The following is a 22,533-nucleotide window of genomic DNA, read 5'->3' as shown; positions in this document are numbered from 1 at the left end:
CGCCATGCTAGGCCTGTCACTCAATACAATCAAAAAATTGTATTGAATACATTGCCCCGCCACCGCCATGCCCCGCGCCCGCTACAAGCCCCTGGTCGACCGGCTGGCCGCCGAGATCCGTGCCGGCCGGCTCGCACCCGGCACGCGGCTGCCCACGCACCGGCAGCTGGCCGCGCGCGAGGGCCTGGCGCTCGTGACGGCCACGCGCGTCTACGCCGAGTTGCAGGCCATGGGCCTGGTCAGCGGGGAGGCCGGGCGCGGCAGCTTCGTGCGCGAGCCCGCGCTGCCGCCCGGCCTGGGCATCGACCAGCAGGCCACGGCGGCCGGCATGGTGGATCTCAACTTCAACCACCCCGCCCTGCCCGGCCAGGCCGCGCTGCTGCGCACCGCGCTGCGCCAGTTGGCCGCGGCCGGCGACCTCGACGCGCTGCTGCACTACCAGCCGCACGGCGGGCGCCCGCACGAGCGCGCCACGGTGGCGCGGCACCTGGCGCAGCGCGGCCTGTCGGTCGCGCCCGGGCAGGTGGCCATCGTCGACGGCGCGCAGCACGGCCTGGCGACCACCGTGATGGCCTTGCTGCAGCCCGGCGACGTGGTGGCCATCGACGCGCTGACCTACCCCGGCTTCAAGCTGCTGGCGCAGGCGCACCGGCTCGAACTCGCGCCGCTGCCGGCCGCTGGCGCCGGCCCGGACCTGGACGCCCTCGAAGCGCTGTGCCGGCGCCGCCGCGTGCGCGCGGTGTACGCCATGCCCACGCTGCACAACCCCCTGGGCTGGGTCATGGGCCTGGCGCGGCGCCGGCAGCTGGTGGCCACCGCCCGCCGGCACGGCCTGCTGCTGATCGAAGATGCGGCCTACGCCTTTCTCGCGCCCGAGCCGCCTGCGCCGCTGGCCGCGCTGGCGCCCGAGTGCACGGTCTACGTCTCCGGCCTGTCCAAGAGCGTGGCCACGGGCCTGCGCGTGGGTTTCGTCGCGGCACCGGCCGACTGCATGCCCCGCATCGAGCGCGCCATCCGCGCGACGACCTGGAACACGCCTGGCGTGATGACGGCCATCGCCTGCGGCTGGATCGAGGACGGCACCGTGTTGCAGCTCGAAGCCGGCAAGCGCCAGGACGCCGCGGCGCGCCAGGCGCTGGCAAGCCTGGCCTTCGCCGGGCTGCGCACGGTGCGGCATCCGAACGGCTACTTCGTCTGGCTGCCGCTGGCCGCGGAACTGCGGGCCGACAAGGTGGCGCAGGCACTGCTGCACGAGGGCGTGGCGGTGTCCACGGCCGAGCCGTTCTCGGCCTCGGAACATGTGCCGCACGCGCTGCGCGTGGCGCTCGGCTCGGTCCCGCTGGAGACGCTGGGCGCGGCACTGGCCACGGTGCGCCGTGTCATCGACGCACAGCCGCCCTGACCAGGGGCCGGGCCACAGCTTCGCCTTGCCGGGCCAGGCGGAGCGGCGATCGCTCCGGCTCCCGTGCCGGCCCGGGCCGCGCACCTTGGCCGGCCTGCATGGTCAGGACGCGTCCGGCAGCAGCAGGATCTTGCCCACGCTGCGCCCCGATTCCATGCGCCGGTGCGCCTCGGCCGCCTGCGACAGCGGATAGCGGCTGTCGATGACGGGCCGGATGCTGCCGTCGGCCAGCGCGGGCAGCCAGCGCGCGGCGAAGCGCTGCACCATGGCCTGCTTGACCGCGGGCGGGCGCGACTTCATCACCGTGCCGAAAATCTGCAGGTGGCGGAACAGCAGCAGGTCCATCGGCAGCGGCGCCGCCTCGGCACCGCCCAGCAGGCCCACGACCACCAGGCGGCCGCCCAGCGCCAGCGAACGCAGGTTGCGCTCCAGGTAGGGCGCGCCGATGAAGTCGATCACCACGTCCACGCCCCGCCCCGCGGTCTCGCGCGCCACGGCGGCCTGGAAATCCTCGCCGCGGTGGTCGATGAAGACATCCGCACCGAAGCCCGCCACGGCCTCGCGCTTGTCGGCACTGGCCGTGGCGAACACGCGCGCACCCGCCGCGTGCGCCAGCTGCACCGCCGCCGAACCGACACCGCCCGCGGCCGCATGGACCAGCACCGACTCGCCGGCCTGCAGCCGGGCCAGGTGGAACATGGCCTCGTGCGCGGTCACGAAGACCTCGGCCACTGCACCCGCATCGGCCAGCGCCAGGCCCGGCGGCACCGGCATGGCCATGCGGTGGTCGATGCGCGAATACTCGGCATAGGCGCCGCCGCCCACGATGCCCATCACGCGGTCGCCCACGGCGAAGCCCTGCACCTGCGGTCCGGCCTCCACCACGGTGCCGGCGATCTCCAGGCCCATGGTGTCGGCGTCGCCGAAATGGGCGCGGCCGTAGGCGCCCTTGCGGTGCGCGACGTCGGCGCGGTTCACGCCGATGGCGGCGTTGCGCACGAGCAGGTCGTGGGGGCGCAGTTCGGGCCGCGGGAGCGCGCGCGCCACGAGCACGTCGGGGCCGCCGAACTCGTCGAAGACGATGGCTTGCATGGTGTGGTGTGTCATAGGCTGCGCAGCTTAGGGCAGGACAGCGCATGCAAAGTGCAGCGATTTCGCTCTACAGTGCTGCAAATCTGCATCACCGCCATCACCATGAACTGGGACGACGCCCGCATCTTCCTCGCCTTGACGCGCCAGCCATCGCTGCGCGCGGCGGCACGCAGCCTGGGCATCGACCAGGCCACGGTGGGCCGGCGCCTGAATGCGCTGGAGGCCGAGCTGGGCGCCAAGCTGTTCCTGCGCGCCCGCGACGGCTACCTGCTCACCGCGGCCGGCGAAGCCGCCCTCGGCGCGGCGCGTCGCATGGAAACCGCGGCCCTGGAGCTGCGCAGCAAGATCGAGGGCCAGGACGAGAACCCCACGGGGCTGGTGCGCGTGACCAGCTCGGACAGCATCGCGGCCGAATACCTGCTGCCCGCCATCGCCCGCCTGCAGCAGCGCTGGCCGCAGATCCGCGTGGACCTGGAGGTCTCGGCCGAGCTGCTCAACCTCGGCCGCCGGCAGGCCGACATCGCCTTGCGCAATGTCCGGCCCGACACGCCGGACCTCGTCGTGCGCCGCGTCGCAGCGTGGCCGGTGGGCCTGTTCGCAAGTGCCTCCTACCTGGCCCGCTGCGGCGCACCCGCGCCGGAGGACGAGCTGCGCGGCCACCAGCTCGTGGCCTACGGCCCCTATCTCGCCCAGGCCCCTGCGCCCACCGCGGCCGACGTGCCGGCCCGCCATGCCAGGATCGCGCTGGCGGTCAACTCCAGCCTGCTGCTGCGCAAGGCCGTGGCGGCCGGCATCGGCATGGGCGAGATGCCGGTGCAGATGGGCGAGCGCGAAGGCCTGGTGCGGGTCTGGCCGGGCCGGCACCGTGCCCGCGCGCACGAGGTCTGGCTGGTCATGCACCCGGACCTGCAGCGCACGGCCCGCGTGCGCGCGACGGCGCAGTGCCTGGCGGAGGCATTGGCAGAACCGCCTGGCTGAGCCGACCGCGCCCGCACTGGACGCACCCCCGCTGCGCGTGGTGCCGGCGACACGCCCATGCAGCTGCCGAAAAGGCTCGCGGGAGGCACGGCCGGCGCACCGCATGCCCGTGCCGGCGGCGGGGATCGTCGCCATGCCGGGCGCAGGCCACGGCCGCCCTGGCTAGACTGCGCAGCAGACGAGAGCGCCGGCGCCACAGCGTGCCGGCAGCGAACCACCCACGACGATGCAAGAGGACGACTGGCTGGCATGCACCTGAACTACAACCCCGACGACCTGGATGTGCAGATTTCCGAGCTGCTCGTGGCCACCTGCGACGCAGCCGACCCGGCGCTGCCGCCGGCGGTGCAGGAGGTGCTGCAGCTGCTGCGCGTGCGCCTCGGCATGGACGTCGCGTTCGTGTCGCAGATCGCCGATGGCCGCCGCACCCTGCAGATCGTGGACAGCGCGCCCGACTTCCCGCTGCTGCAGCCCGGCATGTGCGACCCGGTCGAGGAAAGCTGGTGCCAGCGCGTGGTGGACGGCCGGCTGCCCGAACGCATGGACGATGCCGCGCCCTACGTCGCCACGGGGCGGGCGCCCGATCCCGGGTTTCCGATCGGCACGCACCTGAGCACGCCCGTGCGGCTCGCCGACGGGCGCGTCTACGGCACGCTGTGCTGCTTCAGCCGCGGCGTGCAGGCCGGGGCAGACATCGACCGCCTGCGCTACACGGCGCGCCTGCTCGCCGACCGGCTGTCGCCCCGGAGCGCGGCGCCCTAGGCAGCGAACAAGCCCTTGTGCTGCTCGCGCAGCAGGTTCTTCTGCACCTTGCCCATGGTGTTGCGCGGCAGGCTCTCCACCACGAAGGCGCGCTTGGGGATCTTGAAGTTGGCCAGCTGCTGCCGCAGCGCGGCCAGCAGCGCATCGCCGTCGAGTGCCGCGCCGGGTTTGCCGATCAGCACGGCCACGCCGACCTCGCCGAAGTCCGGGTGCGGCACGCCGACCACGGCGCTCTCGGCCACGCCCGGCATCTCGTTCAGGAAGCCCTCGATCTCGGCCGGGTAGACGTTGTAGCCGCCGCTGATGATGAGGTCCTTGCTGCGGCCCACGATGGTCACGTAGCCCGCGGCATCCACGCGGCCCACGTCGCCGGTCTTGAAGAAGCCGTCCGCCGTGAACTCCTCGGCCGTCTTCTCGGGCATGCGCCAGTAGCCCTGGAAGACATTGGGGCCGCGCACCTGGATGCCGCCGATCTCGCCCGGCGGCACGGCCTGGCCCGCATCGTCGACCACGCGCAGATCCACGCCCGGCAAGGGGAAGCCCACGGTGCCGCCGCGGCGCTCGCCGTCCTCGGCGCGGTAGGGGTTGGAGGTCAGCATGGCGGTCTCGCTCATGCCGTAGCGCTCCAGGATGGTGTGGCCGGTGCGCGCCTGCCAGTCCTTGAAGGTCTCGATCAGCAGCGGTGCAGAGCCCGAGATGAACAGGCGGATGTTGCGCACCGCATCCTTCGTGAGTGCAGGATCGGCCAGCATGCGCACGTAGAGCGTGGGCACGCCCATGAAGACCGTCGCCTCGGGCAGCTTGGCGATGGCCACCTTGGGGTCGAACCTGGCCATCCACAGCATCTTGCTGCCGTTCAGCAGCGCGCCGTGCAGCGCCACGAACAGGCCATGCACATGGAAGATGGGCAGCGCGTGCAGCAGCACGTCGCCCTCCTTCCAGCCCCAGTAGTCCTTGAGCACGCGCGCGTTGCTGAGCAGGTTGCCATGGCTCAGCATGGCGCCCTTGCTGCGGCCCGTGGTGCCGCTGGTGTACAGGATGGCGGCCAGGTCGTCGGCTGCGCGCTGCACGGGCGCGTGCTGGTCGCTGCAGTGCGAGGCGCGCTCCAGCAGCGTGCCGCTGCGGTCATCGCCCAGCGTGAACACGTGGCGCGTGCCGGCCTTGAACGCGATCTTGCTGACCCAGCCATGGTTGGCCGGGCTGCAGACCACCACGGCAGGCTCGGCGTTGCCGACGAAGTAGCCGATCTCCGCGCTCTGGTAGGCCGTGTTGAGCGGCAGGAACACATGGCCGGCGCGCAGCGTGGCCAGGTACAGCAGCACGGCCTCGACAGACTTCTCGACCTGCACGGCGATGCGCGAGGCCGGCGGCAGCTCCAGCGAATCCAGCAGGTTGGCGACCATGGCGCTGGCGCGTTCGAGGTCGCGCCAGCTGTAGCGCAAGGGCTGGCCGCCGGGCTCGGTGGCGTCGATGGCGACCGCGTCCAGGTCGGCGGGGAACGCCGCGCGCAAGGCGGCGTAGAGGTTCTGGTTCTCGGTGGCGGTGCTCATGGTCACGGGAAGGAAAGGCTCATTCGAGTTTTGCGCCGGATGCTTGCACGACGGCGGCCCAGCGCTTGATCTCGGCGCTCACGAAACTGCCGAACTGCGCGGGCGTGAGGGTACCGAATTCTGCGCCGTTGCTGGCCCAGACCGTCTTGATCTCGTCCGAGGCGCCGGCGCGCCGCACCTCCTCGACCACGCGGGCCTGGACCTCTGCCGGCGTGCCCTTGGGCGCCCACAGGCCATACCAGGTCGTCACGGTGTAGTCGGGCAGGCCGACCTCTGCCGCGCAGGGCACGTCCGGCAGGGCCGGATTGCGCTTGGCCCCCGACACCATCAGCGGCTTGATGCGGCCGCCCTTGATGTGCGCGGCCGATGAGCCCAGGCCGTCGAACATCACATCCACGTTGCCGGCGATCAGGTCGGCCAGCGCCGGGCCGGCGCCGCGGTAGGGAATGTGGGTGATGAAGGTGCCCGTCTGCTGCTTGAAGAGTTCGCCGGCCAGGTGGTGCGAGGTGCCGGCGCCGGCCGAGGCGTAGTTGTAGCGCGCCGGGTTGCGCTTGACGAGCGCGAGGAAGCTCTTGAGGTCGGCGACTTCCACGCGCCTGGGGTTCACCACCACCACCTGCGGCACATTGGCCAGCAGCGTGAGCGGGATGAAGTCCTTCTCCAGGTCGTAATCCAGCCGGGGGTACATCGAGGGCGCGATGGCGTGGTGCACGGCGCCCATGAAGAGGCCATAGCCATCGGGCTGCAGCTTGGCCGCGACGCTGGCGCCCAAGGTGCCGCCGGCGCCGCCCCGGTTGTCGATGACCAGCGTCTTGCCCGTGAGCTTGGCAAACTGGGCCGCCAGCGGCCGCGCGAAGGCGTCGGTGCCGCCGCCAGCCGGGAACGGCACCACCATCGTGACGGGTTTGCTCGGCCAGCCGGACTGGGCACGGGCCGCCAGCGCCACCGGCAGCAGGCCGGCGCCTGCGAGCCGCAATGCAGCGCGGCGCGTGATGTGAACATCCATGTCTTGTCTCCTGTCGTTGCGAAAGAAAAGGCGGTCTGCTGCCGCCTGCGGTGCTGCCGCCTGCGGTGCTGCCGCCTGCGTGTGCTGCTAGAGCAGCCAGCGCTCGACCTCGGACGACAGCGGGATGTTCCCCGCCACCGTCATGGCCCGGTGCTTGTCGAGCCGGCGCAGATCGTACAGATAGTTGACCATGAGCCCGCAGGATTGCTTGAAGCCCTTGGCCGAAGGATCGCCGGCCCAGTTGATGCGCTCCACGCGCGCGCCGTTGCCCAGGTGGAAGCGCGCCACGGGATCGAGCGGGCGGCCCTGGTCGAGCTCGCGGCCCAGGTACTCGGCCGCGCAGCGCATCAGGAACTGGCGCGCGGGCGACTTCTCCTCCAGCGCCAGCACGCGCTCGGTGGCGGCCAGCACATGCTCGGCCTCGGGCACCTTGGCACCTAGCGCGCGGCCGAGTTCGGCGCGCGCCTTGTCGGGCATGCGGCCCAGCATCGCCCCGGCGTTCTTCGCCAGCCAGGCGCGAAAGCCCGGGATCGGCGACAGCGTGGCGAACTGCTTGAGCTTGGGGAACTCGGCGCGCAGCGTCTCCACCACGCGCTTGATCAGCGAGTCGCCGAACGAGACGCCGCGCAGCCCGGTCTGCGTGTTGCTGATGGAGTAGAAGATCGCCGTCGTGGCCTTGCCGATGTCGTGCACGGCCGCCTGCTCGTCCAGCAGCGGCGCGATGCCGCCGGCCAGGTGGTCGATCAGGGCCACCTCGACGAAGATCAGCGGCTCGTTTGGCATCCGCGGGTGGAAGAAGCCGTAGCAGCGCCGGTCGCTGTCGAGCCGGTTCTTCACGTCGGCCCAGCTGCGGATGTCGTGCACGGCCTCGTACTTGATGAGCTTCTCGATCAGCGAGGCCGGCGAGTCCCAGCTGATGCGGCGCAACTCCAGGAACGGCAGGTCGAACCAGCTGGAGAACAGCGCCGCCAGTTCGGCGTCCAGCGGCTGCAACCGGCGCTCGGACTTGAGCTGCGGCAGCAGTTCGGCGCGCAGGTCGACCAGGAAGTGCAGGCCCTGCGGATCGACGGCGAAGCGCTGCAGCATGCGCGTGCGCGGCGAGATGAAGGCGCTGCGCAGCCGGATCTCGGCAGCGCCCTGCTCCGGCGTGCCGTGCACGGCGTCGTAGTGCTCGCGCGCGGCGCGCACCTCGTCGGCGTCGGGCGCGAACTGCTCGACCAGCAGCAGCCACAGGTCGCGCCGCTCGCTGGCCGCGGCTGCGCCGTACCAGGCCATGACCTGCTGCGCGCGGCGGCCGGCCTCGGCCTCGCTGACATGCGGGTCGACCACGGCCTGCAGCTGCGCAAGCAGGCGGCGCAGCGCGCTGGGCGTCAGCGCCTCGGGCTCGCGGCGCAGCGTGGCGCGCAGGCGCTCGGCCATGGGGCGCGGCGTGTCGGCAGCGGCGGCCGGTGGCTTGGCGGCCGGCTTGAGCAGCGCCAGGCTGCGGGCAATCCAGTCGGTGGCGTTCATGGTGTGTCCTTGGAATGCATGTTCAGGGAGCGATGCGGTTGGCCTGGCTGCGCGCCACCTCGCGCAGCGCCTCGCGCTGGCGCACCAGGTGCTCGTGCATGGCCGCCTGGGCCGCCGGCGCATCGCGCGCCTGCAGGGCGGCGAACAGCGCCAGGTGCTCGGCGCAGCTTTGCTCCAGCCGGCCCGGCGCCTGCAGCTGCTGCAGCCGCGCGAGCTTGGCCAGCTTGCGCAGGTCGCCGATCACCATGGCCAGCCACGGGTTGTCGGCCAACGCGATGATGGCTTCGTGGATGGCGACGTTGGCGGCGTAGTAGTCGGTGATGCGGCGGGCCCTGGCATGGCGCTGCAGCCGCGCGTGCAGCTCCTGCAGCGCCTGCAGTTCGGCGTCGCTGGCCTGCTGGGCGGCCTCGAAGGCGGCGCGGCCCTCCAGCAGCGCGAGCATCGGAAAGATCTGGTCCAGGTCCTGTGCGGTCACCTGGTTCACGAAGCTGCCGCGGCGCGGCTCGTGCCGCACCAGGCCCTCGGCCGCGAGCACCTTGAGCGCCTCGCGCAGCGGCGTGCGCGAGATCGCCAGGCTGGCGCACAGCGCGGGCTCGTCGATGAAGCTGCCAGGCGCCAGTTCGCCGTCGAAGATCAGCGTGCGCAGCCGCTCGGCGACCTCGTCGTGCAGGGAGCTTCGGACAGCGCGCATGGCGTGGTGGGCAGATGGGGTGGCGCCCCGCAGCCGCGGTGGCGCCGTAATTTCCAGTAATTACGGCTAATTATTGAGCCGGCTTTGCCATCCTGCAATTCCGGGGGATGCCCCGCCGGCCGCTGCGGCCACTGCGGGCGGCAGCCCTTCCGGGGCACCCCTGCGGCGCGGCTGACACAATCGCGGCCCATGTCCGCACCCACCGAACTGCCCTCCCTGTCCGATCTGGCCGCCCGTGTGGCCGCGCGCCTGCGCGAGCGCCGCGACACCGTGGCCGTGGCCGAGTCCTCGGCCGGCGGGCTCGTCGCCGCCGCGCTGCTGGCTGTGCCAGGCGCCTCCAGCTACTTCCTGGGCGGTGCCGTTGTCTACTCGCGCCGTGCCGGCAAGGCCCTGCTGGGCCTGGTGCCGGCCGACATGGAAGGCCTGCGCGCCGAAACCGAGCCCTATGCGCTGCTGCTCGCCGGCAAGGTGCGCGCGAACCACCGCGCCAGCTGGGGCCTGGGCGAGACCGGGGCGGCCGGCCCGTCCGACAGCCCGGCCGGCGATCCGGCCGGCCGCGCCTGCCTGGCCGTGGTCGGCGCCGCGGAACGCAGCCGCACGGTGCTGACGGGCAGCACCGAGCGTGCCGCCAACATGGAGCTGTTCGCGCGGGAGCTGCTGGCCCTGTTCGACGACGTGCTGGCCGAGGCGCCGTGACGCCGCCGCCGACCGACGCAGCGTCGGCGCGCACCGCCATCGCGGCGGTCGCGGCGCAGCTCGCGGCATGCGGCATCGACGGCATGCGCGCACCGCCGCCCGAGCCCACCACCTGCTGCGGCCGCGGCTGCAACGGCTGTGTCTGGGAGGGCTACCTGGGCGCTGTTGCCTGGTGGTGCGAGGACGCCCAGGCCCTGCTGGCCGAGGCCAGCTGATGGCGGCCGACGCCCGCGCCGCGCTGCGCGCCAACCTGGAGAAACTGCTGGCCAGCGGCCGCGACGGCGCGTTGCTGCGCTTCGGGCTCGGCCAGGCGCTGCTGCAGGAAGACCAGCCACAGGAAGCGGCCCTGCACCTGCAGCAGGCCACCGCCCAGGACCCGCACTACTCGGCCGCCTGGAAGCTGCTGGGCAAGGCGCTGGAGCAGCTGGGCCGTGCGGACGAGGCCGAAGCGGCCTGGAGGCAGGGCCTGGCAGTCGCCGGGGAGCGCGGCGACATGCAGTCCGTCAAGGAAATCACCGTGTTCCTCAGGCGCCTGCAGCGCGCGCGCGGCGGCTGAGCAGCCGAACGCTCAGAACGTGCGAGCGGTGCGTTCACACGTTCTCAGGCCCGGGCCGGCAGCGCGGCGGCGCGCCGCCCGCACCAGACCCACATCACGATGCCCGCCAGCACCATGGGCACGCACAGCCACTGGCCCATGCTCATGCCCAGCGACAGCAGGCCCAGGAAGGCATCGGGCTCGCGGAAGAACTCCGCCGTGAAGCGCAGCAGGCCATAGCCGATCAGGAACATGGCGGCGACCTGCCCTTCGGCGCGGCGCTTGCGCGCGTACAGCCACAGCAGCACGAACAGCAGCAGGCCTTCCAGCAGGAACTGGTAGACCTGCGAGGGGTGGCGCGGCAGCATCGAGCCGCTTTGCGGGAACACCATGCCCCAGGGCAGGTCTGCGCTGGAGAAGCGGCCCCACAGCTCGCCGTTGATGAAGTTGCCGACGCGGCCGGCCGCCAGGCCCGTGGGCACGCAGGGCGCGACGAAGTCGGCCACCTGCATCCATGGCCGCTGGCGCGAGCGCGCGAACCAGACCATGGCCGCGATCACGCCCAGCATGCCGCCGTGGAAGGCCATGCCGCCCTGCCAGACGTAGAAGATCTCCAGCGGGTGCGTGAGGTAGTGGCCCGGCTTGTAGAACAGGCAGTAGCCCAGCCGGCCGCCGACCACCACGCCGACGACGCCCAGGAACAGGATGTCTTCCACGTCCTTGCGGGTCCACGGCGGCACCAGCGAGGCGAAGGGTTCGTGGCGCAGCCGCAGGTTGCCCAGGAACATGAACAGGCCGAAGGCGACCAGGTAGGTGATGCCATACCAGTGGATGGCGACAGGACCGATCTGCAGCGCGACCGGATCGATCTGGGGGTACAAAAGCATCCGGCCATTTTGCCTGCCATGCCCGCCGGCCCGGCTCAACCCGAAAAGCCGCCCTCGGCCAGAAAGGCCTGCTCGGCCGCCGTGGTCTCGCGCGCCAGCAGCGCATTGCGGTGCGGGAAGCGCCCGAAGCGCGCCACGATGTCCAGGTGGCCCTGTGCATGGCTGCGGAACGGCTCGCCCAGGGCCCGGTTCAGCGCCAGCGCACGCTCCTGGTCCGGCAGGTGTTCGGCGTGCGAGAGCGGCAGGTAGAAGAACAGCCGCAGTTCTTTGTCGACCTGCTGGTCCAGCCCCGCGTCCAGCGCCTGCCTGGCGAACATGCGCGCCAGCGGATCGGTCGCGTACATGTGGGCGGTGCCACGGAAGCTGTTGCGTGGGTACTGGTCCAGCAGCAGCAGCAGGGCCAGCGCGCTTTGGGCCGTCGCTGCCCAGGCATCGCAGCGGCGCGCCGCCGCCGCGAAGTGCAAGTCGTGGAAGCCTTCGCGGAACTGGCGGTCGAAGGCGGTGTCCTTGGCGAACCAGCGCGCCGAGCCGGCGTCGCGCCAGAACTGCACGACGCCGGCGGCTTGCGCCGGCGGCACTGCGGCGCCTTCAGGCGGGCCTGGCCTGCGTGCCATCGCCGTTCTCCTTGCTGCGCAGGTGGCCCAGCACCAGGGCCCGGCCGGCAAAGGCGTCGCCGGCCACCTCGAGGTCGAAGCGCTCACCGTCCAGGCGGCGCAGGTCGGCCATCACCGCATCGGCCTCCTCGGGCGTGGCGCCCGTGGCCAGCACGGCCTCGCGGCCCAGCAGCATGGCCGATTCGAAGGTCTCGCGCACCACGTAGTCCGCGCCCCCGGCCTTGACCAGATCCAGCGCATGCTCGCGGTCGAAGGCCCGCACCAGCACGCGCGCATGCGGGCATTCGGCCTTGGCGCTCTCGGCGATGCGCGTGGCGGCGGCCTTGTCGTCCACGCAGACCAGGATCGCACTGGCGCTGTGGGCGCCGGCCGCGTGCAGCACGTCGGCGCGGGCGCCGTCGCCGTAGTAGACCTTGAAGCCCAGGTACGACTGGGCATCGCGGATCACCTGGGTGTCGTTGTCGATCACGGTGAGCGAGGCGCCGCGCGCCACCACGCCCTGGCTGGCGATCTGGCCGACGCGGCCGAAGCCGATCACGAGCACGCTGGCCTGTCGGTCCTGCGCCGCCTCGGCGCCCTCCATCGACACCGTGGCGCGCGGCCCGAAGCGCCCGTGCAGCAGCACCACCAGCGGTGTGAGCGCCATCGACAGCACCACGATGGCCGTCATGTTGGCGTTGACGGTGGCGTCGATCACCCCCGCACCCAGCGCCGCGGCAAACAGCACGAAGGCGAACTCGCCGCCCTGGGCCATGAGCACGGCGCGGTCGAGTGCGTCGGCATGCGAACTCCTGGCCAGCCGCGCCACGCCGTAGATGCACAGCGCCTTCACCGCCATCATCGCGACCACGCCGGCCGCGATCAGCGGCCAGTTGCGCGCCACCACGGCCAGGTCCAGCGACATGCCGACGCCCAGGAAGAACAGGCCCAGCAACAGGCCGCGGAAGGGCTCGATGTCGGCCTCCAGCTGGTGGCGAAAGGTCGATTCGGACAGCAGCACGCCGGCCAGGAAGGCGCCCATGGCCATGGACAGGCCGCCCAGCTGCATGAGCAGTGCCGCGCCCAGCACCACCAGCAGCGCCGCGGCCGTCATCACCTCGCGCGCCTTGGCGGTGGCCAGCACGCGGAACAGCGGGTTGAGCAGCCACACGCCCGCCGCCACCAGCGCGGCCAGCGCCGCCAGCGCCAGGCCGATGACGCTCCAGCGCGATGGCACCACCGCGGCCGCGTCCAGCGCTGGCGGCGCGATGAAGGCGACGATGGCCAGCAGCGGCACGATCAGCAGGTCCTCGAACAGCAGGATGGACACGATGCGCTGCCCGCGCGGCGCGGCGATGTCGCCGCGCTCGCCCAGCAGTTGCATGACGATGGCCGTGGAAGTCAGCACGAAACCCATGGCACTCACGAAGGACACCGCCAACGGGAAGCCGAAGCCGATGCCCACCAGCGTCAGCAGCACGCCGCACACCAGGCACTGCAGGCTTCCGAGGCCGAAGATCTGGCGGCGCAGGCTCCACAGGTGCGAGGGCTGCATCTCCAGCCCGATGACGAACAGGAACATCACCACGCCGAGCTCGGCCACGTGCAGGATGGCCTGCGGATCGTCGAACAGCTTGAGCCCGAACGGCCCGATGGCCAGGCCCGCGGCCAGGTAACCCAGCACAGAACCCAGGCCGAGCCGCTTGAACAAGGGCACGGCCACCACGGCCGCCCCCAACAGGCTCACGACCTGGACCAGATCGCTGCCACTCCCCTCGATTGCCATATCACGTTCCCCCCGTCAAAGCGGGGGCGACCATAGCAGAACGCCGCCAGTGGACGACACGGCTGCGCCGTGCCGGCAGGCTGTCACGCAGCGTGGCGCACACCACCGCGGGCAGCCGCCAACCGCCGCGCCAGCGACGATTCCCACGCCGTGACGGCGACCATCACGGCCGTGGTCAGCAAGCCGGCCATCAGCAGGTTGAGCTGCGGCATCAGCGGCAACAGCGCCAGCAGCAGGACCATGCCAATGGCGTGCGATCGCGGGAAGCGGCCATAGACGATGCGCTTGAACAGCGCGTTGCCCAGCAGGTACACCAGCGGCCCGCCGGCCAACACCAGCGCGTACTTGAGCTTGACGGCGTCCAGCGGATGGGCCACCACCAGGTCGTCGGCCACCGCGCAGACAATCACGCCGGCGATCAGCACCACATGGATGTAGTGGAAGTACGAACCGAGGCGGCCCGGATCGTCCGAATGCTCGATCACGTGCGCGGCGTCGCCGCTGGAGGTGTCGAAGTACATCCACCACATCGCCACGCAGCCGACGAACGAAACGACCATGGCCAGCCACACCGCCGGGCCGGGATGCGCGGCATTGGCGAACGAGGCGCCTGTCGCGAGCACCGATTCGCCGAGCGCGATGATGACGAACAGCTGGCAGCGCTCGGCCAGATGGCCGCCGTCGATGGTCCAGTCAGACGTCTGCGAGCGGCCCAGGCCCGGCACCGGGAACCCTGCCATGGGCGAGAGGTACTCGCAGGCCACGGCCGCCAGCCACAGGCCCAAGCGCAGGTCGCCTTCGCTCAGCCCACCAGCGATCCACAGCGCGCCCGACAACAGCAGCCAGCACAGCATGCGCAGGAAGTTGGGCCGCAGAACGTGGCCCCGGCCCAGGCTCCACAGCACGAACAGCGTGCGGCCGACCTGGATGGCGGCATAGCTGCAGGCGAACAGCAGGCCCTGCGCGCCAAAGGCATCGGGAATGGCAGCCGACACCAGCAAGGCCAGGCCCATCAGCGCCATCAGCATGAGGCGCATGACCAGGTGGTCGGGGTTGAACCAGTTGGTGACCCAGGCCGTGTACTGCCAGCCCAGCCAGACCGCGAACCACAGGGTCGCGGTCTGCAGCGCCCCCATGGGTGTCAGGTGCTCCAGCAGGTAGTGCGACAGCTGGGTGATCGCGAAGACATAGACCAGGTCGAAGAACAGCTCAAGGTTCAAGACCTTGGCGGCCTTGTCGCGCGTGCGCAGCAGCGAGATGGAGGGCGAACTCAAGATGCCGCCTGTCAGCCGCGGGATAGTTGCCAGGCAGCGATGCCGGCCACGACCGCCGGCACGGCGAACACGATCAGCAGGATCGGCAGTTCCTCGCGGACGGTGTAGCCGGCGTGCGTCACGCCGACCCACATGTTCGCCAGCGCCACCAGCAGCCACACCGGCATGAATGCCTTGGCGGCCAGCGCCATGGCGGCGCCGCTCGCACCCCACTGCCAGCCGAACAGCACGAACACCACGAGCAGCAACACGCCCCCACCCATCGTCATGGCCATGTGCATGGCACCCTCCCTTTCATTGTTGAAGAACCGTGTCCCGGGTCAGCTGCGGGCCAGCGTGCGGTAGAAGTCCGCGCCGGCCTGCAGATGCGGTGCCAACGGTAGCCCACGGCGCAGCATGTCGTCCAGCTCCGGCTGGGCGATCTCCATCACATAGCTGGGCCGTGTGGCCACGAGCCGCGTCGGCGGCAGGCCCAGCGCCTGCATGGCGCGCCCGCCATACCACTTGGCGGGATCGGCGTGGCCGGCATCCACATGGCGGCCGGCCACTTCCACGCGCCAGCCGCCATCCAGCAGCGTCCAGAAGCTGTCGATCCCGCGCTGGCTGCTGGCGACCTCGGCGCCGGGCTGGACCGACCATTCACGCGAATGGTCGATCACCCACTGCAGCTGCTCGTTCGACATGCCGCGGAACATCGGCACCTTGGCTAGCAGGTGCAGGTAGGTGACCGAGGCCTTCATGCCCGGGCCGGGTGGCGTGGCGCCGGAGCTGGCACAGCCCGGCAATACTGTGCCGAGCGGCAGCGCGGCCAGGGCCATGAGCCAGCGGCGCCTTGCAGGTGCGGGCGCTGTCATTGCGCCTGCCCGGTCCAGGCGGGGCTGTCGCCGCGCTGCAGGGCTTCGATGGCGGCACGCACGATGGGGCGCCGCAGCTGTTCGGTTCGAATGCGCATGAAATCACTCCGAGAAGACGGACAGGTTCTTCGCGATGTCCTTGCCCGCATAGGGCGGGAAGACGTCGAGCACCGTGTCGGGGTTGCCCACCAGCAGGGCCTTGGTGTTGGACAAGGCATCGAAGCCCGCCTTGCCGTAGTACTTGCCCATGCCCGAATAGCCCACGCCGCCGAACGGCAGGCTGTCGATCCAGCAATGCAGGTTGGTCTGGTTCACGCAGCCGCCGCCGAAGGACACACGGCCCAGGAAGTCGTCGATGTGGTCCTGGTTCTTGCTGAAGATGTAGGCCGCCAGCGACTTGGGCTTGCGCATCACCGTCTCCACCATGGCGTCGAAGTCGTCGTAGGGCAGCACCGGCAGCACGGGGCCGAAGACCTCCTGCTGCATGGCCGGATCGTCCCAGGTCGAGGGGTAGAGCACGGTGGGCTCCACATAGCGGTCGGCTACGTCGACCCGGCCGCCATGCACCACCTTGCCGGGCAGGATGTAGGAGGCCACGCGCTCGGTGTCGTGCGCGCTGATCATGCGTGCGAAGTCGGGGCTCTGCTGCGGGTCGGTGCCGTACATGGCGGCCAGCGAGCGCTTGAGGCGGGCGATGAAATCGTCGGCGATGGAGCGGTGCACATACACGTAGCCCGGCGCGATGCACCATTGGCCCGAGATGGCGTTGTGGCCCCAGGCGATGCGGTCCACCGCGATGTCCAGGTTGGCGGTCTCGTCCACCACCGTGGGGTTCTGTCCACCCAGCTCCAGGATGACCGGCGTGAGGTGCTCGGCGGCGGCGCGCATGACGACCTTGCCGACGGCGGAGCTGCCGGTGAAGAAGATGAAGTCGAAGGGCAACTCCAGCAGCGAGGCAATCTCCTCGCGCCCGCCCGTGACGATGGCAACCGCCTCGGGCTCGAAATAACGCGGCACCAGTTCAGCCAGCAGCGCGGCTACGCGCGCCGTGGTGTTGGCGGGCTTGAGCACCACAGTGTTGCCAGCCGCCAACGCGGCGATGGCCGGGTCGAGCAGCAGCAGGATGGGCGCATTGAATGGCCCGATCACCAGCGTGACGCCGTAAGGCTCTTTGTGGACCACGCCACGGTTGCCCGTCGCCTCCAGCCCCTTGGGGATCGCCACCGGCTGCGGCGCCATCAGTTCGGCCAGGTTCTTGCGGTAGTAGCCGATGACGCCCAGCGGCACCGTGATCTCGAACAGCTGCTCGAACGGCGGCTTGCGGAAATCCTGGTACAGCGCGTCGCACAGGGCCTGCTGGTTCTCGCGCAGCAGGCGTTCCATGCGGTCCAGTTGGTCCAGCCGCCACGCGAGCGAGCGGCTCGCGCCGCCGAAGAAGAACTCACGTTGACGGTCCAACAGAGGTTGGAAGCGGTTCATGGCGGTCCTTCCGGGGGGCGCGTGCTGGGCCGGCTTCAGCGGGTGGTGTAGCCGCCGTTGACGAAGATCGTCTGGCCGGTCATCCACCAGCCTTCGGTCACCAGGAACTTGACGAACGGGGCGATGTCCTCGATGTCGGTCAGGCCCTTCTTGGAGTAGCCCGACAGCGCCGCAGCCGACGAGTGGTAGGCGACCGCCTCCTTGGACTCCTGGCCATAGAAGAACGATGTGTCCATGGGGCCGGGGCCGATGGCGTTGACGCTGATGCCGCGCGCGCCGAACTCCTTGGAGGCCGCGCGCGTGTAGTGCTCCACGGGCGCCTTGCTGCCGGGGTAGATGGCATAAGAGTCGGTGTAGGCAGCCAGCAGCGAGCTGACGATGGTCACGATGCTGCCGCGCTCGGCCAGCACGCGGCCAGCCTGCTGGATGAAGAAGAACGCGGCCTTCGAATTGGCGGCAAAGCTCTTCTCGTAGTCGGCCTCGGTCACCTGCAGAATGGGCTTCTTGATGACGACACCGGCGGTGTTGATCGCCACGTTGACCGCGCCGAAACGTGCCACGGCCTGGTCGAACATCGCGGTGCAGTTGTCGACCACAGACAGGTCGCCCTGGAACGTCAGCACGTCCACGCCCTTGGCCTTGAGCGCGGCGGCGGTCTTTTCAGTTTCCTCGCGCGAACTGTCGCTGTTGTAGTGCAGCACCAGGCCTTTGGCGCCGGCATCGGCAAACTGGTTGGCGATCAGGGCGCCCAGGTTCTTGCCGCCGCCAGCGATGACTGCCACTTTGCCTTGGAGAGTAGGGAAGGACATCGGTAACCCTTTTTTGTATGGAATGGAAATGCCAGTCTATGTTTGGAAACAATCGAGATAAAGTGCCTCTTTTCGTCTACACCTTCCAGGAACCCTGAACAATCATGGACCGGCTGGACCACCTGCGGATCTTCCTGCGCATCGCCCAGTGCAGCAGCTTCACCCAAGCTGCCGACCAGCTTGGCCTGCCGCGCGCCAGCGTGTCCGGCGCTCTGCAGCAACTGGAAGCCCGTCTCGGCACGCGTCTGCTGCACCGCACCACGCGCCGGGTGCGCCTGACGCCGGACGGCGAGAGCCTGCTGGAACGCGCACGCTCCCTGGTCCACGGCATGGAGGTGCTGGAGCAGCAGTTCAGCGCTGCCGGCCAGGGGATGCAGGGCCGGCTGCGGGTGGACGTGCCCAGCCGCATCGCGCACCACCTGCTGGCACCAGCGCTGCCCGAGTTCCTGGCACGCCATCCCGGCATCGTGCTCGAACTCGGCTCGAACGACCGCACGGTCGACCTGGCCCAGGAAGGCGTCGACTGCGCCCTGCGCGTGGGGGCATTGGCGCCCAGCGGCCTGGTGGCGCGCCCGCTCGGCACCTTCTCGCTGATCAACTGCGCCAGCCCCGACTACCTGCAGCGGCACGGCGCGCCGGCCAACGTGGCCGACCTGCAGGCCCACGGCCACCGCCAAGTGAACTACGCCCCGTCCGCCGGGGGCCGCTACGCACCGTGGGAATGGGTGGAAGACGGGCAGTTGCGCACCATGGTGCTGGCCGGCTACGTGGCCGCCAGCAATGTCGAGACCTACATCGCCTGCGCCGTGTCCGGCATGGGCCTGATACAGGTGCCGGCGTTCGACGTGCAGGAGCAGCTGCTGGCCGGCACTTTGGTGGACGTGATGCCGCTGCACCGTGCGCCGCCGATGCCGGTCCACCTGGTCTATCCGCACCGCCGCCACCTCGCACAGCGCGTGCAGGCATTCGGGGACTGGATCGAAACCATGTTGGCGCCGCACCTGGACTGAGCCAGCGCCGACAGCGCCCGAGGCGCTGGGCCAACGCGGGAACATTCCTTGCTTGCCTGTTGCAAGGAGACAGAGCAAGCCCCCATGCCCGCACACCCATCCGCAACGACACATTCCCCGGCGCTCGCCGAGCCGCCCCGGTGAGCGCCGCCCAGCCGCTGGACCTGCTCTGGATCCTGCTCTGCTCAGCCCTGGTGTTCTCCATGCAGGCCGGTTTCCTGTGTCTGGAATCGGGCCTCACGCGCAACAAGAATTCGATCAACGTGGCGGTCAAAAACGTGGCCGACTTCGCCATCGCCACCGCCGTGTACTGGACGGTCGGCTTCGGTCTCATGTTCGGCAACTCGCTGGACGGCTGGTTCGGCACCTCGCACTTCGGCCTGCTCGACCAGCTCTCGCTGCATGCGCCGCTGATGGCCTTCCTGCTGTTCCAGCTGATGTTCTGCGCCACCTCGGCCACCATCGTCTCCGGCGCCGTGGCCGAGCGCATGCGCTTTTCGACCTACATGGCGGTGACGGCCGGCGTCGCGATGGTGATCTACCCGGTGTTCGGCCACTGGGCCTGGGGCGGCAGCCTGGAAGGCAAACCCAGCGGCTGGCTCGGCCAACTGGGCTTCGTGGACTACGCCGGCTCCACCGTCGTGCACAGCGTGGGCGGCTGGGTCTCGCTCGTGGCCGTGGCCATGATCGGCCCGCGCACCGGCCGCTTCGTGCCCGGCGAGCCGCCGCGCCCGCTGCCGGCCGGCAACCTGCCGCTGGCCATGCTGGGCGTGTTGATCCTGTTCTTCGGCTGGTTCGGCTTCAACGGCGGCAGCACGCTGGCGCTGAACGAGCGGGTTCCCGGCATCCTGGTCAACACGGTGATCGGCGGCGCCGCCGGCATCGTCGGCGGCATCGCCATGGGCATCTGGCGGCGCGGCTACTGCGAGATCGGCTACCTCATCAACGGCGCCATCGCCGGCCTGGTGGCGATCACCGCGAGCTGCCATGTCGTCTCGCCGCTGGCCGCCTGGCTCATCGGCCTGGTCGCCGCGTTGCTGATGGTGCTGGTGTCCGAATGGCTGCTCGCCTGGCGCCTGGACGATGCGGTCGGATCGATCCCGGCGCACCTGGCGCCCGGCATCTGGGGCACGCTGTCGGTGGGCCTGTTCGGCGACCTGGAGCGCATCGCCAACGGCAACACGCGGCTGGAGCAGATGGGCGTGCAGCTGCTGGGCGTCCTCGCCTGCTGCCTGTGGGCCAGCCTGATGGCCTGGCTGCTGCTGCGCGGCATCGGCCGCTTCGGGCCGCTGCGCGTGCGCCCGCAGGACGAGCATGTGGGCCTGAACGTGTCCGAGCACGGCACGCGCACCGACCTGATCGAGCTGGTGGACGCCATGGAGGAGCACCGGCGCAGCGGCGACCTGCGCCAGCGCGTGCCGGTGGAGCCGTTCACCGAGGTCGGCCAGGTGGCCTCGGCCTACAACCGCGTCATCAGCGCGCTGGAAGCCGCCACCGACCAGACCCGTGCCATCGTGCGGGACATGCGCGACGGCATCGTCACCTTCACGCGCGAAGGCGTGCTGACCAGCCTGAACCCGGGCGCCGAGAAGCTGCTGCAGCTCAGCGCCGACCAGGTGGTCGGCCACCCGTTCCAGGCGCTGCTGCGCGAGGCCGGGTACAGCGGGCCGGCGGCGCGCGAGGACCTGTGCCGCCCCGGCACCAAGCTGGAGCTGCGCAAGGTCCGTTCCGGTGCGCCGCGCGTGGTTTATGAGATCTCGGTCAGCGAGAACCGGGTGGGACCCGAGCTGCGCTTCACGGGCACCGTGCGCGACATCTCCGAACGCAAGCACTTCGAGGCGCAGCTGCACCGCGAGCGCGACCTGGCCCAGGTCACGCTGGCCTCCATCGGCGACGGCGTGATCACCACCGACGAGGCCGGCATGGTGCAGTACATCAATCCGGTGGCCGAGCGGCTCACGGGCTGGTCGGCCGCCGAGGCCCAGGGCCGCTCCATCAACGACATCTACCGGCTGCGCGACGCCCAGAGCGGCGACGTGCTGCCGGTGCCGGTGCGCGAGGTGCTCACGCGCGGCCGCGTCGTCGCGCGGCTCGAGCACGCGCTGCTGGTGCGGCGCGACGAATTGCCGATCCCGGTGCAGAACACGGCCGCGCCGATCCGCTCGCGCGAGGGCTTCCTGATCGGCGCCGTGCTGGTGTTCCACGACGTCACCGTCACGCTGAACCTGGCCCAGGAACTGCAGCACCAGGCCAGCCACGACGCGCTGACCGGCATCCCCAACCGGCGCGCCTTCGAGCGCCGCCTGGGCGAACTGCTCGACCGCCCGCGCGACGCCAGCCAGACGCACGTGGTGTGCTTCCTCGACCTGGACCAGTTCAAGCTCGTCAACGACACCTGCGGCCATGTGGCCGGCGGCGAGCTGCTGCGCCAGGTGGCCGCGCTGATCCGCAGCCACCTGCGCGCCTCCGACATGCTGGCACGGCTGGGCGGCGACGAATTCGGCCTCGTGCTCGAGTCCTGCCCCATGCAGCGCGCCATCACGCTGGCCGATGCGATCCGCGAAGACATCGCCGACTTCCGCTTCGCCTGGGAGGGCAAGTCCTTCTCGATCGGCGTGTCGATCGGCCTGGTGCCGGTGCTGGGCGCCGACCGCGACCTGGGCGCCGTGCTGTCGGCCGCCGATGCGGCCTGCTACGCCGCCAAGGACGAGGGGCGCAACCGCATTCACGTCTACCAGATGAACGACCACGCGCTGATGGAGCAGCAGGGCCAGATGCAGTGGGCCACGCGGCTGCAGAACGCGCTGGACGAAGACCGGCTGCGGCTGTATGCCCAGCCCATCGTGCCGCTGCCCTCGGGCGTGGACCGGGCGCCGCACTTCGAGATCCTGGTGCGCATGGAGGAAGGCGGCCGGGTGATCGCGCCCGGCAGCTTCCTGCCTGCGGCCGAGCGCTACGGCCTGATGCCGCGTGTGGACCAATGGGTGGTGCGCAACACGCTGGCCTGGATCGGCGACCGCGTGCGCCGCGAGGGCGCGCTGCCCGGCGTCTACAGCATCAACATCTCGGGCGCCTCGCTGTCGGACGAGCGCTTCCGCCAGGACCTGCGCGAGACGCTGGAACGCCTGCAACTGCCGCATGGCGCCATCTGCTTCGAGATCACCGAGACCTCGGCCGTGGCCAACCTCAGCAAGGTCGTGCCCTTCATCCGCGAGATCAAGCAGCTGGGCTGCTTCTTCGCGCTGGACGATTTCGGCAGCGGGCTCTCCTCGTTCGCCTACCTGAAGAACCTGCCGGTGGACTTCCTGAAGATCGACGGCAGCTTCATCAAGGACATCGCGCACGACCCCATCGACCTGGCCATGGTGGAGGCCATCAACGCCATCGGCCACGTGATGGGCCTCCAGACCATCGCCGAGTACGTGGCCGACGAGGACATCTTGCGCCGCGTGGAGGCCATCGGCATCGACTTCGCCCAGGGCTACCACCTGGGTGTGCCGCAACCGCTGGCCGACCAGCGCGCGGTGCGCATGATGCCGCGCTGAGCGCGTGCCCGCCGCGGCGCATTGGGTGGTTTGGCTGATAGGTGCATGCGCGATCCATCGGCTAGTCAAGTGGGA

The 22,533-nt window shown here is 70.5% G+C and carries 21 protein-coding genes; 8 read left to right on the top strand and 13 right to left on the bottom strand.

The features are described from left to right. Positions 1–67 precede the first annotated feature (67 nt). Positions 68–1,402, top strand: coding sequence for an aminotransferase-like domain-containing protein (locus tag DES41_RS27145; RefSeq protein ID WP_114470721.1), 1,335 nt, complete (start codon positions 68–70; stop codon positions 1,400–1,402). 102 nt (positions 1,403–1,504) lie between these two features. On the opposite strand, the gene DES41_RS27140 is transcribed toward DES41_RS27145, so the two are convergent. Then, positions 1,505–2,494, bottom strand: a complete 990-nt coding sequence (locus DES41_RS27140; protein WP_114470798.1) for an NAD(P)H-quinone oxidoreductase — start codon at positions 2,492–2,494, stop codon at positions 1,505–1,507. A gap of 102 nt (positions 2,495–2,596) precedes the next feature. On the opposite strand from DES41_RS27140, the gene DES41_RS27135 reads away from it, so the two are divergent. Continuing rightward, complete coding sequence (locus DES41_RS27135; protein ID WP_114470797.1) at positions 2,597–3,472, top strand: LysR family transcriptional regulator; 876 nt, start codon at positions 2,597–2,599, stop codon at positions 3,470–3,472. 249 nt (positions 3,473–3,721) lie between these two features. After that, the gene (locus DES41_RS27130) at positions 3,722–4,234 is read left to right on the top strand and encodes a GAF domain-containing protein (RefSeq protein ID WP_114470720.1); all 513 of its coding nucleotides are present in this window, start codon (positions 3,722–3,724) and stop codon (positions 4,232–4,234) included. On the opposite strand, the gene DES41_RS27125 is transcribed toward DES41_RS27130, so the two are convergent. The 4 genes from DES41_RS27125 to DES41_RS27110 all read right to left on the bottom strand — a co-directional run bounded on the left by DES41_RS27125 (position 4,231) and on the right by DES41_RS27110 (position 8,990). Next, positions 4,231–5,784 carry a malonate--CoA ligase gene (locus DES41_RS27125; protein ID WP_114470719.1) on the bottom strand — a complete coding sequence of 518 codons (1,554 nt, stop codon included), beginning with the start codon at positions 5,782–5,784 and terminating at the stop codon, positions 4,231–4,233. The two genes, DES41_RS27130 and DES41_RS27125, sit on opposite strands and share 4 nt — an antisense overlap. A gap of 19 nt (positions 5,785–5,803) precedes the next feature. Then, positions 5,804–6,790: a Bug family tripartite tricarboxylate transporter substrate binding protein gene (locus DES41_RS27120; RefSeq protein ID WP_114470718.1), complete on the bottom strand. Its 987-nt coding sequence runs from the start codon at positions 6,788–6,790 to the stop codon at positions 5,804–5,806. Between the two features lie 87 nt (positions 6,791–6,877). Continuing rightward, complete coding sequence (locus tag DES41_RS27115) at positions 6,878–8,299, bottom strand: malonyl-CoA decarboxylase (protein ID WP_114470717.1); 1,422 nt, start codon at positions 8,297–8,299, stop codon at positions 6,878–6,880. Positions 8,300–8,321: 22 nt separating this feature from the next. Next, positions 8,322–8,990 carry a GntR family transcriptional regulator gene (locus tag DES41_RS27110; protein ID WP_114470716.1) on the bottom strand — a complete coding sequence of 223 codons (669 nt, stop codon included), beginning with the start codon at positions 8,988–8,990 and terminating at the stop codon, positions 8,322–8,324. Positions 8,991–9,179: 189 nt separating this feature from the next. On the opposite strand from DES41_RS27110, the gene DES41_RS27105 reads away from it, so the two are divergent. From DES41_RS27105 to DES41_RS27095, 3 genes are read left to right on the top strand one after another with little or no spacing between them, the layout of a single operon-like run. Continuing rightward, on the top strand, positions 9,180–9,686 hold the full coding sequence (locus tag DES41_RS27105) for a CinA family protein (RefSeq protein ID WP_114470715.1): 507 nt from the start codon (positions 9,180–9,182) through the stop codon (positions 9,684–9,686). Then, entirely contained in the window at positions 9,683–9,901 is a 219-nt protein-coding gene (locus DES41_RS39340; protein WP_245965884.1) for an oxidoreductase-like domain-containing protein, read from the top strand. The genes DES41_RS27105 and DES41_RS39340 overlap by 4 nt, the downstream gene beginning before the upstream one ends. After that, positions 9,901–10,242, top strand: coding sequence for a tetratricopeptide repeat protein (locus DES41_RS27095; RefSeq protein ID WP_114470714.1), 342 nt, complete (start codon positions 9,901–9,903; stop codon positions 10,240–10,242). Before DES41_RS39340 ends, DES41_RS27095 begins: the two co-directional genes overlap by 1 nt. 44 nt (positions 10,243–10,286) lie before the next feature. Here the strand turns inward: DES41_RS27095 and lgt are convergent, their stop codons facing one another. From lgt to DES41_RS27055, 8 genes are all read right to left on the bottom strand, one after another. Then, positions 10,287–11,108 carry a prolipoprotein diacylglyceryl transferase gene (gene lgt, locus DES41_RS27090; RefSeq protein ID WP_114470713.1) on the bottom strand — a complete coding sequence of 274 codons (822 nt, stop codon included), beginning with the start codon at positions 11,106–11,108 and terminating at the stop codon, positions 10,287–10,289. A 35-nt stretch (positions 11,109–11,143) separates the two neighbouring features. Beyond that, complete coding sequence (locus tag DES41_RS27085) at positions 11,144–11,722, bottom strand: DUF924 family protein (RefSeq protein ID WP_114470712.1); 579 nt, start codon at positions 11,720–11,722, stop codon at positions 11,144–11,146. Continuing rightward, positions 11,697–13,487 (bottom strand): monovalent cation:proton antiporter-2 (CPA2) family protein, encoded by a 1,791-nt coding sequence (locus DES41_RS27080; protein WP_114470711.1) that lies wholly within the window; start codon positions 13,485–13,487, stop codon positions 11,697–11,699. The genes DES41_RS27085 and DES41_RS27080 overlap by 26 nt, the downstream gene beginning before the upstream one ends. Before the next feature lie 83 nt (positions 13,488–13,570). Continuing rightward, complete coding sequence (locus DES41_RS27075) at positions 13,571–14,761, bottom strand: low temperature requirement protein A (protein WP_245965883.1); 1,191 nt, start codon at positions 14,759–14,761, stop codon at positions 13,571–13,573. Between the two features lie 11 nt (positions 14,762–14,772). Further along, positions 14,773–15,042 (bottom strand): hypothetical protein, encoded by a 270-nt coding sequence (locus tag DES41_RS27070; protein ID WP_114470710.1) that lies wholly within the window; start codon positions 15,040–15,042, stop codon positions 14,773–14,775. A gap of 39 nt (positions 15,043–15,081) precedes the next feature. Next, a complete protein-coding gene (locus tag DES41_RS27065) occupies positions 15,082–15,615 on the bottom strand; it encodes a hypothetical protein (RefSeq protein ID WP_147282972.1) in 534 nt (177 codons plus the stop codon). A 102-nt stretch (positions 15,616–15,717) separates the two neighbouring features. Then, positions 15,718–17,094 carry an aldehyde dehydrogenase family protein gene (locus DES41_RS27060; protein WP_114470708.1) on the bottom strand — a complete coding sequence of 459 codons (1,377 nt, stop codon included), beginning with the start codon at positions 17,092–17,094 and terminating at the stop codon, positions 15,718–15,720. A 35-nt stretch (positions 17,095–17,129) separates the two neighbouring features. Then, positions 17,130–17,903 carry an SDR family oxidoreductase gene (locus tag DES41_RS27055; RefSeq protein WP_114470707.1) on the bottom strand — a complete coding sequence of 258 codons (774 nt, stop codon included), beginning with the start codon at positions 17,901–17,903 and terminating at the stop codon, positions 17,130–17,132. 104 nt (positions 17,904–18,007) lie between these two features. Here DES41_RS27055 and DES41_RS27050 point away from each other — a divergent pair, with 104 nt between their 5' ends. Continuing rightward, on the top strand, positions 18,008–18,913 hold the full coding sequence (locus DES41_RS27050) for a LysR family transcriptional regulator (protein ID WP_114470706.1): 906 nt from the start codon (positions 18,008–18,010) through the stop codon (positions 18,911–18,913). 140 nt (positions 18,914–19,053) lie between these two features. Further along, positions 19,054–22,458, top strand: a complete 3,405-nt coding sequence (amt, locus tag DES41_RS27045) for an ammonium transporter (RefSeq protein WP_211333089.1) — start codon at positions 19,054–19,056, stop codon at positions 22,456–22,458. Positions 22,459–22,533: the final 75 nt, after the last annotated feature.

Source organism: Pseudorhodoferax soli, from assembly GCF_003337555.1.
GTDB lineage: Bacteria > Pseudomonadota > Gammaproteobacteria > Burkholderiales > Burkholderiaceae_C > Pseudorhodoferax > Pseudorhodoferax soli.
This window is presented reverse-complemented; position numbering and strand designations above follow the sequence as displayed.

Coding starts and splice junctions, on each gene's coding strand:
- DES41_RS27135 (WP_114470797.1), top strand. CDS start 2,597: ATGAACTGGGACGACGCCCGCATCTTCCTCGCCTTGACGCGCCAGCCA.
- DES41_RS27145 (WP_114470721.1), top strand. CDS start 68: ATGCCCCGCGCCCGCTACAAGCCCCTGGTCGACCGGCTGGCCGCCGAG.
- DES41_RS27070 (WP_114470710.1), bottom strand. CDS start 15,042: ATGCACATGGCCATGACGATGGGTGGGGGCGTGTTGCTGCTCGTGGTG.
- DES41_RS27055 (WP_114470707.1), bottom strand. CDS start 17,903: ATGTCCTTCCCTACTCTCCAAGGCAAAGTGGCAGTCATCGCTGGCGGC.
- DES41_RS27065 (WP_147282972.1), bottom strand. CDS start 15,615: ATGACAGCGCCCGCACCTGCAAGGCGCCGCTGGCTCATGGCCCTGGCC.
- DES41_RS27060 (WP_114470708.1), bottom strand. CDS start 17,094: ATGAACCGCTTCCAACCTCTGTTGGACCGTCAACGTGAGTTCTTCTTC.
- DES41_RS27105 (WP_114470715.1), top strand. CDS start 9,180: ATGTCCGCACCCACCGAACTGCCCTCCCTGTCCGATCTGGCCGCCCGT.
- DES41_RS27120 (WP_114470718.1), bottom strand. CDS start 6,790: ATGGATGTTCACATCACGCGCCGCGCTGCATTGCGGCTCGCAGGCGCC.
- DES41_RS27110 (WP_114470716.1), bottom strand. CDS start 8,990: ATGCGCGCTGTCCGAAGCTCCCTGCACGACGAGGTCGCCGAGCGGCTG.
- DES41_RS27095 (WP_114470714.1), top strand. CDS start 9,901: ATGGCGGCCGACGCCCGCGCCGCGCTGCGCGCCAACCTGGAGAAACTG.
- DES41_RS27085 (WP_114470712.1), bottom strand. CDS start 11,722: ATGGCACGCAGGCCAGGCCCGCCTGAAGGCGCCGCAGTGCCGCCGGCG.
- lgt (WP_114470713.1), bottom strand. CDS start 11,108: ATGCTTTTGTACCCCCAGATCGATCCGGTCGCGCTGCAGATCGGTCCT.
- DES41_RS27140 (WP_114470798.1), bottom strand. CDS start 2,494: ATGCAAGCCATCGTCTTCGACGAGTTCGGCGGCCCCGACGTGCTCGTG.
- DES41_RS27080 (WP_114470711.1), bottom strand. CDS start 13,487: ATGGCAATCGAGGGGAGTGGCAGCGATCTGGTCCAGGTCGTGAGCCTG.
- DES41_RS27130 (WP_114470720.1), top strand. CDS start 3,722: ATGCACCTGAACTACAACCCCGACGACCTGGATGTGCAGATTTCCGAG.
- DES41_RS27115 (WP_114470717.1), bottom strand. CDS start 8,299: ATGAACGCCACCGACTGGATTGCCCGCAGCCTGGCGCTGCTCAAGCCG.
- DES41_RS27050 (WP_114470706.1), top strand. CDS start 18,008: ATGGACCGGCTGGACCACCTGCGGATCTTCCTGCGCATCGCCCAGTGC.
- DES41_RS27125 (WP_114470719.1), bottom strand. CDS start 5,784: ATGAGCACCGCCACCGAGAACCAGAACCTCTACGCCGCCTTGCGCGCG.